15 protein-coding genes are annotated in these 12,874 nt (G+C 71.7%); 7 read left to right on the plus strand and 8 right to left on the minus strand.

The annotated features are described in order from the left end of the window. Position 1: 1 nt before the first annotated feature. Positions 2-421, plus strand: a complete 420-nt coding sequence (locus tag AB5J73_RS23570) for a cytochrome c oxidase subunit 4 (protein ID WP_370972300.1) — start codon at positions 2-4, stop codon at positions 419-421. A gap of 50 nt (positions 422-471) precedes the next feature. Here the strand turns inward: AB5J73_RS23570 and AB5J73_RS23575 are convergent, their stop codons facing one another. Then, positions 472-1,431: a GlxA family transcriptional regulator gene (locus AB5J73_RS23575; protein ID WP_370972301.1), complete on the minus strand. Its 960-nt coding sequence runs from the start codon at positions 1,429-1,431 to the stop codon at positions 472-474. 83 nt (positions 1,432-1,514) lie between these two features. Here AB5J73_RS23575 and AB5J73_RS23580 point away from each other — a divergent pair, with 83 nt between their 5' ends. Further along, positions 1,515-2,444, plus strand: coding sequence for a DMT family transporter (locus AB5J73_RS23580; protein ID WP_370972303.1), 930 nt, complete (start codon positions 1,515-1,517; stop codon positions 2,442-2,444). A 283-nt stretch (positions 2,445-2,727) separates the two neighbouring features. Here AB5J73_RS23580 and trpD read toward each other — a convergent pair whose 3' ends face one another. From trpD to AB5J73_RS23595, 3 genes are read right to left on the minus strand one after another with little or no spacing between them, the layout of a single operon-like run. Beyond that, positions 2,728-3,762: an anthranilate phosphoribosyltransferase gene (gene trpD / locus AB5J73_RS23585; protein ID WP_370972305.1), complete on the minus strand. Its 1,035-nt coding sequence runs from the start codon at positions 3,760-3,762 to the stop codon at positions 2,728-2,730. A 5-nt stretch (positions 3,763-3,767) separates the two neighbouring features. Beyond that, positions 3,768-4,169 carry a hypothetical protein gene (locus AB5J73_RS23590; RefSeq protein ID WP_370972307.1) on the minus strand — a complete coding sequence of 134 codons (402 nt, stop codon included), beginning with the start codon at positions 4,167-4,169 and terminating at the stop codon, positions 3,768-3,770. Positions 4,170-4,227: 58 nt separating this feature from the next. After that, positions 4,228-4,641, minus strand: coding sequence for a hypothetical protein (locus tag AB5J73_RS23595; protein WP_370972309.1), 414 nt, complete (start codon positions 4,639-4,641; stop codon positions 4,228-4,230). A 95-nt stretch (positions 4,642-4,736) separates the two neighbouring features. On the opposite strand from AB5J73_RS23595, the gene AB5J73_RS23600 reads away from it, so the two are divergent. From AB5J73_RS23600 to AB5J73_RS23620, 5 genes are all read left to right on the plus strand, one after another. Further along, positions 4,737-5,363, plus strand: coding sequence for a heme-copper oxidase subunit III (locus AB5J73_RS23600; RefSeq protein WP_247025237.1), 627 nt, complete (start codon positions 4,737-4,739; stop codon positions 5,361-5,363). A gap of 67 nt (positions 5,364-5,430) precedes the next feature. After that, a complete protein-coding gene (locus AB5J73_RS23605; RefSeq protein WP_125306905.1) occupies positions 5,431-6,249 on the plus strand; it encodes a c-type cytochrome in 819 nt (272 codons plus the stop codon). Further along, positions 6,246-7,400 (plus strand): ubiquinol-cytochrome c reductase iron-sulfur subunit, encoded by a 1,155-nt coding sequence (locus tag AB5J73_RS23610; protein ID WP_370972311.1) that lies wholly within the window; start codon positions 6,246-6,248, stop codon positions 7,398-7,400. Before AB5J73_RS23605 ends, AB5J73_RS23610 begins: the two co-directional genes overlap by 4 nt. Further along, positions 7,397-9,082 (plus strand): cytochrome bc complex cytochrome b subunit, encoded by a 1,686-nt coding sequence (locus AB5J73_RS23615; protein WP_370972313.1) that lies wholly within the window; start codon positions 7,397-7,399, stop codon positions 9,080-9,082. The genes AB5J73_RS23610 and AB5J73_RS23615 overlap by 4 nt, the downstream gene beginning before the upstream one ends. A 76-nt stretch (positions 9,083-9,158) precedes the next feature. After that, positions 9,159-9,512 carry a VOC family protein gene (locus AB5J73_RS23620; RefSeq protein WP_370972315.1) on the plus strand — a complete coding sequence of 118 codons (354 nt, stop codon included), beginning with the start codon at positions 9,159-9,161 and terminating at the stop codon, positions 9,510-9,512. A 15-nt stretch (positions 9,513-9,527) separates the two neighbouring features. Here AB5J73_RS23620 and AB5J73_RS23625 read toward each other — a convergent pair whose 3' ends face one another. From AB5J73_RS23625 to AB5J73_RS23640, 4 genes are all read right to left on the minus strand, one after another. Continuing rightward, complete coding sequence (locus AB5J73_RS23625; protein WP_370972317.1) at positions 9,528-10,298, minus strand: IS5 family transposase; 771 nt, start codon at positions 10,296-10,298, stop codon at positions 9,528-9,530. A 47-nt stretch (positions 10,299-10,345) separates the two neighbouring features. After that, positions 10,346-10,531: a YdeI/OmpD-associated family protein gene (locus AB5J73_RS23630; protein ID WP_370972319.1), complete on the minus strand. Its 186-nt coding sequence runs from the start codon at positions 10,529-10,531 to the stop codon at positions 10,346-10,348. Further along, the gene (locus tag AB5J73_RS23635) at positions 10,528-10,809 is read right to left on the minus strand and encodes an Lrp/AsnC family transcriptional regulator (protein ID WP_370972321.1); all 282 of its coding nucleotides are present in this window, start codon (positions 10,807-10,809) and stop codon (positions 10,528-10,530) included. The genes AB5J73_RS23630 and AB5J73_RS23635 overlap by 4 nt, the downstream gene beginning before the upstream one ends. 360 nt (positions 10,810-11,169) lie before the next feature. Continuing rightward, on the minus strand, positions 11,170-12,873 hold the full coding sequence (locus tag AB5J73_RS23640) for a DEDD exonuclease domain-containing protein (protein ID WP_370972323.1): 1,704 nt from the start codon (positions 12,871-12,873) through the stop codon (positions 11,170-11,172). Position 12,874 lies beyond the last annotated feature (1 nt).

Genomic DNA, 12,874 nt, shown 5'->3' on the forward strand with positions numbered 1-12,874 from the left:
CATGAAGGCCGAAGCCCGGATCTTCTTCATCGTGGCGATCTTCGCCGTGTTCATGGCGGTCGTGTACTGGGTGTGGACCGCGGCGGCCGCGACCCACGGCCCGGAGCCGGTCGGCATCGTCTCGCTGTTCCTGACCGGCGGCCTGGCGTTCCTCGCGGGCAGCTACATGCAGTTCGTCGCCCGGCGCATCGAGCCGCGGCCGGAAGACCGCGAAGACGCCGAGATCAGCGACGGCGCCGGCGAGCTGGGCTTCTTCAGCCCGGGCAGCTACTGGCCGGTCGGCATGGCGGCGACGGCGGCCCTCGCGGCGCTGGCGCTGGCGTTCTTCCACATCTGGCTGCTGGTGATCGCGCTCGTCGCACTGCTCATCACCATCGGCGGGCTGGTGTTCGAGTACCACACCGGTCCCTCGCACGACTGAGTTCTCCCGAAGCCGGCCGTCACGCACCTCGCGTGGCGGCCGGTTTCGTTTCAGCCCCGGAAAGCCGTCCGGTACGACGACGGGCTCGTCCCGCGGAGCCGGGTGAACTGGTGCCGCAGCGCGGCCGCCGACGCGTAGCCGCAGGCGGTCGCGATGTCCTCCACCGACAGCCCGCCTTCTTCCAGCAGGGCCTGGGCGCGGTCGAGGCGCCGCTCGGTCAGCCACCGGTGCGGCGTCGTGCCCGTGGCGGCCGAAAAGCGGCGCAGGAACGTCCGTTCGCCGAGCCCGCTGCGACGGGCCAGCTCCGCCACCGTGAACGGCTGGTCCAGGCGCCGCTCGACCCACTCCAGGGCCTCCGCGACCACGGCGTCGTCGGCCGCCGCCGTGGCCGGGACCGGGGCCTGGACGAACTGGGCCTGCCCGCCCGCGCGGTGCGGGGCCGCGACCATCCGGCGCGCCAGCGTCGTGGCCGCCGCGACGCCGCGCAGCCGGCGGACGAGGTGCAGGCACAGGTCGACGGCCGCGACCGTGCCCGCGCTGGTCAGGACGCCGCCGTCGTCGGCGTACAGCGCCTGCGGGTCGACGTCGGCCGCCGGGAAGCGCGTGCGGAACTCCGCCTCGTACACCCAGTGGACCGTGCAGCGGCGGCCGTCCAGCAGGCCCGCGTAGCCGAGCGTGAACACGCCCGCGCAGAACCCCGCGACCCACGCCCCGCGCCCGGCGGCGTCCCGCAGGACGTCCAGGACCGGCTCGGGCGGCGGTGCCGTCCGGGGTGCGCAGGTCGGGACGATGAGCAGGTCCGCCGTCGCCGCGTAGCCGAGGTCGCGCAGGCCGGACAGCCCGAACCCGGACCAGCTGGCGACCGCGTCGCCACCCGGCGAGCAGACGCCGAAGTCCCAGCCCTCGATGCCGTCGGCGCTGCGGTCGGTGCCGAACACCTCGCACGCGACGCCCAGCTCGAACGGCGAAACGCGGTCGGCGAGCACCACCGCGACCCGGTTGACGTCCATGGCGGCCAGTCTGTCACAAGTTTTGCGGCCGTTGTCATCTCTGACACTGGTTGAGCGTCGCCGACGGGACGAACCTGGACGGCATGACGAACTCGGAAACCCGCCCGCTCCTTCAGTGGTCCGCGGCGATGGCCATGTCCGGCACGATCGGTGCCGTCGTCCTCGAGAGCGGCGCGGCCGCCCCCGCCGTCGCGTTCGCACGCTGCTTCGTCGGCGGCGCGCTGCTGGTGCTGTGGTGCCTCTCCCGCGGCTGGCTGCAGGCCTGGCGGCCGTCCCGCCGGGACCTCGGCCTGGCCGTGCTGGGCGGGCTGTTCCTGGTCGGCAACTGGGTGCTGCTGTTCGCTTCCTACGCGCTGTCGTCGATCTCGGTCAGCACCGTCGTCTACCACACGCAGCCGCTGATCCTGGTCGGCCTGGCGGCCGCGTTCCTCGGCGAGAAGGTCGCGAAGAGCCACCTGGCCCGGGCCGCCATCGCGTTCGGCGGAGTGGCGTTGATCTCGCTCTCCGCCCACGGCGAGGACGGCAAACCCGTGCAGCTGGCCGGGATCGGCCTCGCCCTCGGCGCGGCCGTGCTCTACGCGGGAGCGTCCTTCGTCGCGAAGCAGCTGAAGCACATCCGCCCGCACCTCCTGGCGGCCGTGCAGACGACGGTGGGCGCGCTCGTGCTGGCGCCCCTGCTGCTCGTCGCGCCGCTGCCCACGACGACTTCGGGGCTGCTGTGGCTGGTCCTGCTCGGGACCGTCCACACGGCACTGATGTACGTGCTGATGTACGCGAGCATCGGCAAGCTGCCGACCACGACGGTGGCGCTGCTGTCCTACCTGTACCCGGTGGTCGCGGTGCTGGTGGACATCGCGTTCTACGGTCACCGCCCGAGCTGGCCGGAGGCGGTGGGCATGCTCGCGGTCCTGGCGGCCGCACTGGCTCCCCAGCGCGGCCGGCGGTCTGAGGTGCCGGGCGGGAACGGCCGGGGGAAAGCGGGTGCGGTGCCCGAACCCGCCGCCCGCAAGTGAGCGGGCGGACAGCCCGGCCGGTGGCACCCCGGAGGACGCCGACCCGAGCGGTCAGCCGGTCTCGCGGATTCGCCGCGGACCGTCACCGGGGGCACCGGTTCGCCGCGCTGAGGGAGGCTCGCCGGTCCGCGTACCAGCAGCTGGGCGAGCGAGCCACGCCCGAGCTGGCCGGAGGCGGTGGGCATGCTCGCGGTCCTGGCGGCCGCACTGGCTCCCCAGCGCGGCCGCAAGCCCGGTGCCGCCGCGACCGCCCCGGCTTACCGGAGCGGCCGCCGTGCGCGGGTCAGCTGAAGGCGATCCAGCGGTCCAGCAGCGCGGCCGCGGCGCCCGAGTCGATCGCCTCCGCCGCTCGCACCAGGCCGGCCCGCAGATCGTCCTCCAGGGACCCCGAGAAGCCCGTGAAGGCCGCCAGCGCGGCGGCCGCGTTGATCAGGACCGCGTCGCGGACCGGGCCCGCCTTGCCGCCCACCAGCTCGCGGACCACCTCGGCGTTCGCCGTCGCGTCGCCGCCGCGCAGGTCGTCCGCCGTCGCGCGGGGGATGCCCAGGTCGGCGGGGTCGAGGGAGCGCTCGGCGACCGTGCCGCCCGAGACCACCCAGACCGTGGACGTCGTCGTGGTGGTGATCTCGTCGAGGCCGTCGTCGCCGCGGACGACCAGGGCCGTCGTGCCGCGGCGGGCGAACGTCTCGGCCAGCACCCGGGTCTTGTCCTGGTACGCGCAGCCGATCAGCGCGGCGCCCGGCTGGGCCGGGTTGGTCAGCGGGCCGAGCAGGTTGAACGTGGTCGGGATGCCGAGCTCGCTGCGCACCGGGCCGGCGTGCCGCAGGGCCGGGTGGAACGCCGACGCCAGGAAGAACCCGATCCCGACCTCGGCGAGGCTGCGCTGCACGTCCTCCGGCGGCAGGCTGATCCGCACGCCGAGCGCCTCGAGGACGTCGGCCGCGCCGGACTTCGACGACGCGCTGCGGTTGCCGTGCTTGGCCACCGGCGCGCCGGCGGCCGCCGTGACGATCGTCGCCATCGTCGAGATGTTCACCGAGTTCGAGCCGTCGCCGCCGGTGCCGACGATGTCGACCGCCGGGCGGTCCAGCTCGACCCGGCGGGCGTGCGCCAGCATCGTGGCCGCCATGCCGGCGATCTCCTCGGGCGTCTCGCCCTTGGCGCGCAGCGCGACCGCGAACCCGGCGATCCGGGCCGGGCTCGCGGCTCCGCTCATGATCTGGTCCATCGCCCACGCCGTGTCGTCCGCCGAGAGGTCGACGCCCGCGATGAGCTGCTTGAGCAGGGGTGGCCAGGTGCGGGGGACCGGGGTGGTCACCGGGCTCAGCCGTTCACGACGGGGACCCGTCGCAGCACGTCGGCGACGGTCTCCGCGGCGGTCAGCGGGTCCAGCGGGTGCACCAGCACGGCGTCCGCCTGCGACCAGGTCGCCAGCCACCGGTCGTCCTTGCGCCGCACCGAAACCACGATCGGCGGGCAGTTCGCGATCTCGGCCTTGAGCTGGCGGCAGAGGCCGATGCCGCCGGTCGGCTGCGCCTCGCCGTCGAGGATGGCCAGGTCGACGTTGCCCGCGTCCACCTCGGACAGCACGTCGGCGATGCCGGCCGCCTCGACGTAGTCCACGCGCGCCAGGTCCGCCGCCGGACGGCGCCCGACCGCGTTCACGATCGCCTCGCGCACCTCCGCCTTGTGGCTGAACACCAGGACCCGCATCGACTCGCCCATTGCGCACGCCTCCGTCTCGTCAAAGCCTTCCCGGCGATCGTATCGGCCGAGACCGACATCACGCGGTCGGCTCCGGCTGGAGCGCGTCCCAGCCCAGCGCGTCGCCGCCCAAGCGTTGCGCGAGGCCCGCCATCCGGGACCGTTCCTGGGCGCAGTGGAGCGCGTCGAGCACCTGGACGCGCACCGCGAGCACCCGCACCAGCTCGCCTTCGGGAGACTGTTCCCGCAGGTCGTAGCCGTCCTGGGCGAGGATCGACGCCGCTTCGGCGACCCGGCCCGGCGGCAGCAGCAGGTGGTGCCGCAGGACGGCCGGTGCCGTGCTGACCCAACCGGGTGAACCCGCGAGCACGGCGGAGTCCGCGACGACCGGGTCGAAGGCCGCCACGACGATCTCCAGGCCGGGGTCGTCGGGCCCGAGAACAGGCGTTTCGCGCTTCTTGACCAGGTTGAGCAGGCGGTTCACCAAACCCATGAGTAGCTCTCACCTTCCCGGGCATCCCGTGTGATCGGTAACGCAGACGGCTCGCCGTGGACCCACCCGGCGGAGCGGTGGTGCGAGAGGACATAATGCGACGCGTGACAACGGCAGCTCCCACCATCAGTCAGCGGGTCCACTCGCTGAACCGGCCGAACATGGTCAGTGTCGGCACCATCGTGTGGCTGTCCAGCGAGCTGATGTTCTTCGCCGGACTGTTCGCGATGTTCTTCACCGTCAAGGCGCAGAACCCGGTCGGGGAGACCTGGCCGCCGCGCCTGCACGGCGAGGAGTTCCACCTCAACGTGGCGTACGCGATCCCGTTCACGGTGATCCTCGTGCTGTCCTCGCTGACCTGCCAGTTCGGGGTGTTCGCCGCCGAGCGCGGCGACGTCTACGGGCTGCGCCGCTGGTACATCATCACGTTGATCATGGGCGCGATCTTCGTCGGCGGCCAGGCCAACGAGTACCACAACCTGGTGGAAGAGGGGATGACGATCCCGTCCGGCCCGTTCGGCACGGTCTTCTACCTCGCCACCGGGTTCCACGGCCTGCACGTCATCGGCGGGCTCATCGCCTTCGTGTACCTGCTCATCCGCACGAAGCTGAGCAAGTTCACGCCCGCCCAGGCCACGTCGGCGATCGTCGTGTCCTACTACTGGCACTTCGTCGACATCGTGTGGGTCGGCCTGTTCGGTGTGATCTACCTCCTCCCGTGAGGGGCTTCACGCCCAGCCGCCACCACCATCACCATCGGCCTGAACTGACAGCAAGGGTTGCCGCAAGATGACCACCAGCACCAAATCGTCGGAGCGCCGCTACCGCGCGCGGTCGAAGCTGCGGAGGCGGTTCGCCGGCCTGCTCGCGCTCGGTATCGCGCTGGTGGGCGCCGGCGCCCTGTACGCCGTGTTCGCCCCGGAGCCGCAGACCGCGCAGGCCCAGGGCACGCCGGCGCAGCTGCGCCTCGGCGAGCAGGTCTACAACAACACCTGCATCGCGTGCCACGGCGCGAACCTCGAGGGCGTGCAGGACCGCGGGCCGAGCCTGATCGGCATCGGCGACGCCGCGGTGTACTTCCAGACTTCTTCGGGCCGCATGCCCGCCGCGCGCCAGGAGGCGCAGGTCGAGCGGAAGCCGCCGAAGCTGACCGAGGCCGAGATCGACGCGGTCGGCGCCTACATCCAGGCGCACGGCGGCGGCGTCCAGCGCCCGGCCGAGAAGGGCGAGGCCCTGCGCGGCTCCGACCCGGCCCGCGGTGGCGAGCTGTTCCGCCTCAACTGCGCTTCGTGCCACAACTTCACCGGCCGCGGCGGCGCGCTGTCGGCGGGCAAGTACGCGCCGAACCTGGATCCGGCCAGCGAAGAGCAGATCTACACGGCCATGCTCACCGGCCCCCAGAACATGCCGAAGTTCTCCGACCGGCAGCTGTCGCCGGAGGAGAAGAAGGACATCGTCGCCTACGTGAAGTCGGTGTCCGACGGCAACAATGACCCGGGTGGTAACGGCCTCGGCGGGGTCGGCCCCGCTTCGGAGGGCGTCATCGCCTTTATCGTCGGGATCGCCGCGCTGATCGGCGTGACGTTGTGGATTGGATCGAAGGCATGAGTGCCGAGGGGCCTAAGCCGCCGACGGAGGCGGAGCTGGCTGAGATGGACCGGGACCAGCTGGTCAAGCTGGGCGGGCAGCTCGACGGCGTCGAGATCGTCGAGTACCCGACCCCGTGGCCGGTGGAGGGCACCCGGGCGGAGAAGCGCGCCGAGCGCCTGGTGGCGTTCTGGTTCGCCCTGTCCGCACTGGCCGGGCTGGGCTTCGTCGTCTCGCTGATCTGGTGGCCGTGGAAGTACGAGGCGCCGGACAACGAGAGCGGCCACTTCTGGTACAGCCTCTACACCCCGATGCTCGGCATCACGCTCGGCCTGGCCATCCTCGGCCTCGGCATCGGCGTGATCCTGTACACGAAGAAGTTCGTGCCCGCCGAGGTCGCGGTGCAGGAGCGCCACGACGGCGAGGGCAAGGGGTCGGCCGAGGTCGACCGCCAGACGTTCCTCGCGCACCTGGCCGACGCCGGCAACCGCAGCACCATCGCCCGCCGGTCGCTGATCAAGCGCTCGGCCATCGCCGGGGCCGGCACGCTCGGCCTCGCGGCCGCCGCGCTGCCGCTCGCGTCCTTCATCAAGAACCCGTGGAAGGACAGCGAGACCCGCGAGTCGCTGTGGCACACCGGCTGGCAGCCGAACTTCCCCGGTGAGAAGGTCTACCTGCGCCGCAACACCGGCAAGCCGCTGGAGGAGGGCGAAGAGGTCAGCCTGGTCAAGGCCGAGGACCTCGACGCCGGCGCGATGGAAACCGTCTTCCCGTACCGCGAGTCCGAGAAGGACAAACCGGAACTGCTGGCCGCCGCGCTGACCCGGGTCGACAACCCGGTCATGCTGATCCGCCTGCGCCCGACCGACGCCGCCAAGGTGGTCAAGCGGTCCGGCCAGGAGGACTTCAACTTCGGCGACTACTACGCGTACACGAAGATCTGCAGCCACGTCGGCTGCCCGACCTCCCTGTACGAGCAGCGGACCAACCGCATCCTGTGCCCCTGCCACCAGTCGCAGTTCGACGCGCTGCACTACGCCAAGCCGATTTTCGGCCCGGCGACGCGTCCGCTGGCCCAGCTACCGATCACGGTGGACGAAGAGGGATACTTGATCGCGCGAGGCGACTTCATCGAGGCCATCGGTCCGGCCTTTTGGGAGCGTAAGTCATGAGTTCACTCACCACGCCGACCAAGGGGTCGAGTGCCGTGGAGCGGCACGTGGGGGAGGCCGCGGACAACGCGGACCAGCGGTACCACGCGGCCAAGGGGCTGCGGCACCAGATGAACAAGGTGTTCCCGACGCACTGGTCGTTCCTGCTCGGGGAGATCGCGCTCTACAGCTTCATCATCCTGCTGCTGACCGGGGTGTACCTGACGCTGTTCTTCGACCCCTCGATGCAGGAGGTCGTGTACCAGGGCAGTTTCAAGAACATGCAGGGCCTGGAGATGTCGCAGGCGTTCCGCACGACGCTGGACATTTCCTTCGACGTGCGCGGCGGGCTGTTCATGCGGCAGCTGCACCACTGGGCGGCGCTGATCTTCGTGGCGTCGATGGCCGTGCACATGCTGCGGATCTTCTTCACGGGTGCGTTCCGGCGCCCGCGTGAGGCGAACTGGGTGATCGGCGGGCTGCTGCTGATCCTGGGCTGCTTCGAGGGCTTCTTCGGGTATTCGCTGCCGGACGACCTGCTGTCGGGTACCGGTATCCGGGCGACGCTGTCGGGGATCGTGCTGTCGGTGCCGGTGATGGGCACCTGGATCCACTGGGCGCTCTTCGGTGGGGAGTTCCCGGGCGATCAGATCATCCCGCGGTTGTACACGCTGCACATCCTGCTGCTGCCGGGGATCATGCTGGCGTTGGTGGGGGCGCACCTGGCGTTGGTGTGGTACCAGAAGCACACCCAGTTCCCGGGGGTGCGCCGCAAGGAGACCAACGTCGTCGGGGTGCGGATCATGCCGTACTTCGCGTTGAAGGGCGGGGCGTTCTTCACGCTGGTCGTGGGTGTGCTGGCGTTGATGTCGGGGTTGTTCCAGATCAACCCGGTGTGGAACTTCGGCCCCTACAACCCGGCGCAGGTGTCGGCGGGCTCGCAGCCCGACTGGTACATGGCCTGGGCGGACGGCATGCTCCGGATCTGGCCGGCGTGGGAGGTCTACCTCGGGAACTACACGATCCCGGCGGTGTTCTTCCCCGGCGCGATCGGCATGCCGATCCTGTTCGGCCTGTTCCTGGGCTACCCGTTCATCGAGCGGAAGCTGTCCAAGGACACCGCGCACCACAACCTGCTCCAGCGGCCCCGGGACGTCCCGGTCCGCACGGCGCTGGGCGCGATGGCGCTGGGCTTCTTCATGGTGATCGAGCTGTCGGGCTTCAACGACATCATCGCCGACCAGTTCGACATCTCCCTGAACGCGACGACGTGGGCGGGCCGCATCGGTGTCCTGATCGTGCCGCCGATCGCCTACTACCTCACCTACCGGCTCTGCCTGGGCCTGCAGCGGGCCGACCGCGAGGTGCTGGAGCACGGCGTCGAGACCGGCATCATCAAGCGGCTGCCGCACGGTGAGTTCATCGAGATCCACCAGCCGCTCGCCGGCGTCGACAGCCACGGCCACGCGATCCCGCTCGAATACCAGGGCGCGTCCGTGCCGAAGAAGATGAACAAGCTCGGCTCGGCCGGGCACGCCGTCCCGGGCACGTTCTGGTCGCCGGACCCGGCCGAGGAGACCGCCGCCCTGCAGCGGGCCCACGGCAACGGGCACGGCAACGGCCACTCCGCGGACGAAAACGGCCGGCCCGGTGAGTTCGACTCCGCCGAAGCGGCTTCGGCCGCGAAGCAGTCGGACCACTAGCCGCAAGTCAGCTCGAAGGCCACCTCCGGTTCGCCGGAGGTGGCCTTCGGTGTTTCCGGGCTGGCACGATGCGCGCATGGAACGTGTGCTCGGCATCGGTGGTTACTTCTTCCGCGCGGCGGACCCGGCCGTCCTGGGGGCCTGGTACCGGGACTTCCTGGGCCTCGACGCCGACGAGCACGGGCTCTGGCAGCAGGCGCCGGGTGCGACCGTCTTCGCGCCGTTCGAGGCCGGGACCGACTACTTCGGGTCGCCCTCGCAGCAGGCCATGCTCAACTTCCGGGTCCGCGACCTGGACGCGATGCTGGCGCAGCTGCGCGCCAAGGGCGCCGACGTGGCCGAGGAGGTCCAGGACATGGCGGGCGTCGGCCGCTTCGGCTGGGTCACCGACCCCGAGGGGAACCGCGTCGAGCTCTGGCAGCCGGCCTAGGAGCTGTCCTGTAAGTCATCGGAGCCAGAGCACGATGGCGGCGATGGTGAGCTCGGCCTGGTAGTAGGCGGCGCGTTTGGCGTAGCGGGTGGCCAGGTCGCGGAACTGCTTGAGCCGGTTGAAGCACCGTTCGACCACATTGCGCTGCTTGTAGAGCTCGGCATCGAACGCGGGTGGCCGCCCGCCGCGGGAGCCTTTGGCCGCGCGGTGGGCGATCTGGTCATCCCGCTCCGGGCTGACGAACGTGATCTGCCGGTCCCGCATCGCCTGACGGGTCGAGGGATGCGAGTACGCCTTGTCCGCGATCACCGTCTCCGGCTGGCAGCGTGGCCGGCCTGGCCCGGGGCGGGCGACGCTGATGCCGTCCAGCAGCGGCAGCAGCTGCGGGTTATCTCCGGCTTGGCCGGGGGTGAGCAGGATCCGTACCGGCAGGTCCCGCCCGTCGACGGCCAGGTGGATCTTGGTGCTCAGTCCGCCGCGGGACCGGCCGAGTCCTTCCCCGTCGAGGGCGAGGACTTCGACGGCGTCGTCTTTGACGATCACCCGGTCGAGGATCCGATCCCAGGTGCCGTCTTCGGTCCACAGCCGCAGCCGTTCATGGGCGGTTTTCCAGGGGCCGTAGCGTTCGGGCAGGTCACGCCATGGGGCGCCGGTGCGGAGTTTCCACAGGATCGCGTTGATGACTTGGCGGTGATCACGCCACCGCCGTCCGCCGCCTTGCCGCGGCGGCAGCAACGGTTCGATCACCGCCCATGCCTTGTCCGTCAACTCACCGCGACCAACCACCGGGCACAACTACCAGAGGTCCAGCTCAACCGCTTACAGAACACGCCCTAGTCCGGCCCGCGGAGCCGTTCGACGGCCTTCCGGGCCCGCGAGACGCGGGTTTCCGGCTTCTTGGCCTCGGCGACCCACCGGACGTACTCGCGCCGGTGCGACGGCGGCAGGGCTTCGAACGCCGCCGCCGCGTCCGGGGCCGCGGCGAGCGCGGCGGCCAGCTCCCCGGGGACCTCGGTCAATCCTCGACGCCGATCGAGAAGGCCGACTCGGTGTCGGCGCGGGAGTACGACCGGAACGCGATGTGCGTGACGGTGTCCAGCACGCCCGGCACCTTCCCGATCCGGCCGGGGATGAGGTCGGCCAGCTCCTCGTGCGCGGACACCTGCACGGTGGCGATGAGGTCGACGTCCCCGGCGCACGAGTAGACCTCGCCGACACCCTCGATGTCGGCGATCGCCTGCGCCGCGTCCGGGATCGCGTCCGCCTCAACCTGGATCAACACGATCGCGGTGATCACCTGGGTCCTCCAAGACTCGTCTGCGGGTGTCGTCCGCGATCCTAGTGAGCTGCCTCGCCGCGGCGCCGTGTGTGCCAGCGGGGGACGCCCGCGCGGGCGGGGGAGGCCGCGCCGATGGGCGTTGCGCCCGCCTGGTCGCTCGATGCGCGGGCGAGCGGCGGGCCGAGGGGACCGGACCGCGTCAACGGCCATGGGACCGTCAGGGCTCGCGTGAACGGCTCGCCCGTGGCCGGGGCCGCCGGGTCCGGGCATCCCCGCTGGTGCTCGATGCGCGGGCGGGTGGCGGGCCGGACCGCGTCGGCGGGCTTCGAGCCGTCAGGGCTCGCCTGCGATCCGGTGCCAGGGGAACCGCGGGCGTCCTCAGCCCACGTGCTCCAGGGAATGCGCCCCCGCCACCAGGTCCAGCCACCCCCGCCAGCCCGCCACCGCCGCCGGTTCCGCCCACGGCCTCGTCGTCCTCACCAGCCGGACCCCCGGGCGGGCCAGCCAGCGCAGCAGCACGCCGACCTCCTCCGGGGCCGCTCCGTGCAGGGGGCCTGGCTCCGGCAGGACCGTCTCCGCCGACGCCACCAGCGCCTCCACCACCGGCATCGGCGGCACCCCGCGCCGGGCCACGCCCGCCGAGGCCAGGCGGCCGTAGCGGATCACCGCCAGCTCCCAGCCGCCCGCGCCGTCCGGGCCCGCCGCGATCAGCTCGCCGATCGAGGCCAGTGCTCCCTGGCGGTGGGCCCGGCCCAGCGCGCGGATCAGGGCCGCCAGCTCGTCGCGGTGGCGGGCCGCCTGCTCGTAGTGCTCGCCGGCCGCCAGGCGCTCCACGTGCTCCGCCGCCGTGTGGAGGGGGCGGCCGTCCAGGCCCGCGATCAGGCCCGACACCGACTCGACCAGGGGCTCGTACGCCTCGACGCTCTGGCGTCCCGCGCACGGCGCGCCACAGCGGCCCAGCTCCGCCAGGACGCACGGGGTGCCGTTCGGCGAGCGGGGCGAGATCCGCTGCGTGCACGTCCGCAGGCCGGACGCGCCGGCCAGGGTGTCCGCCGTCGCGCGGGCGTCCGCCTGGTTGCGGAACGGGCCCAGCACCCCCGGGCGCGGCAGGCGGACCACCGACAGCCGCGGGAAGGCCTCCTCGGTCAGCCCGATCCACCAGCCCTGGTGGCGGTTCTTCGACCGGCGGTTGTACGCGGGCCGGTGGGCCGCGATCAGCCGCAGCTCCCGCACCTCCGCCTCCAGCGCGTGCGCGCACACGACGTGGTCGACGCGCTCCGCCAGCGCGACCATCTCCCGGATCCGGCTGCGGTTCTCCGAACCCGTGAAGTACGTCCGCACCCGCCGCCGCAGGTCCTTCGCCGTGCCGACGTAGAGGACCTCGTCCTTCGGGCCCTTGAACAGGTAGACGCCCGGCGCGGCCGGCAGGTCCGCCGCCAGGTGCCGCTTCGCCCGCTGGGCGACCGTCACCTCCGGGAGGTACCCCATCAGCTCCTCGAGCGAATGGACGCCCAGGTTCCCGACGCGCTCCAGCAGGCCGTGCAGCACGTCGACCGTGGCGCGCGCGTCGTCGAGGGCGCGGTGCGTCGGCCGCGTCCGCGCGCCGAACAGCAGCGCCAGCGCCGTCAGGTTGTAGCGCCCGACCTCGTCGCGCGGCACGACGCGCCGGGCCAGCCGCGCCGTGCACACCACCGTCAGCTTCGGCCAGACGTAGCCGTGCGCCTCGCAGGCGGCGCGCATGTGCGAGGTGTCGAACCCCGAGTTGTGCGCCACCAGCACCGACCCGCCGATGAACTCCAGGAACGCCGGCAGTACCTCCTCGACCGGCGGCGCGTCGTACACCATCAGCTGGGTGATGCCCGTCAGCGAGACGATCTGGGGCGGGATGGTCTTGCCGGGGTTCACCAGGGTCGCGAACTCGCCGAGCACTTCGCCCGCGCGCACCTTCACCGCGCCGATTTCGGTGATTTCGGACGCGCCCGGTCCGGCTCCCGTGGTTTCCAGGTCGAAGACCACGAAAGTCGTTTCCCGCAACGGGGTTCCCAGCTCGTCGAACGCGAGTTGTTCCTGGATCGAACGCATG

This window comes from Amycolatopsis sp. cg9 (genome assembly GCF_041346945.1).
GTDB lineage: Bacteria > Actinomycetota > Actinomycetes > Mycobacteriales > Pseudonocardiaceae > Amycolatopsis.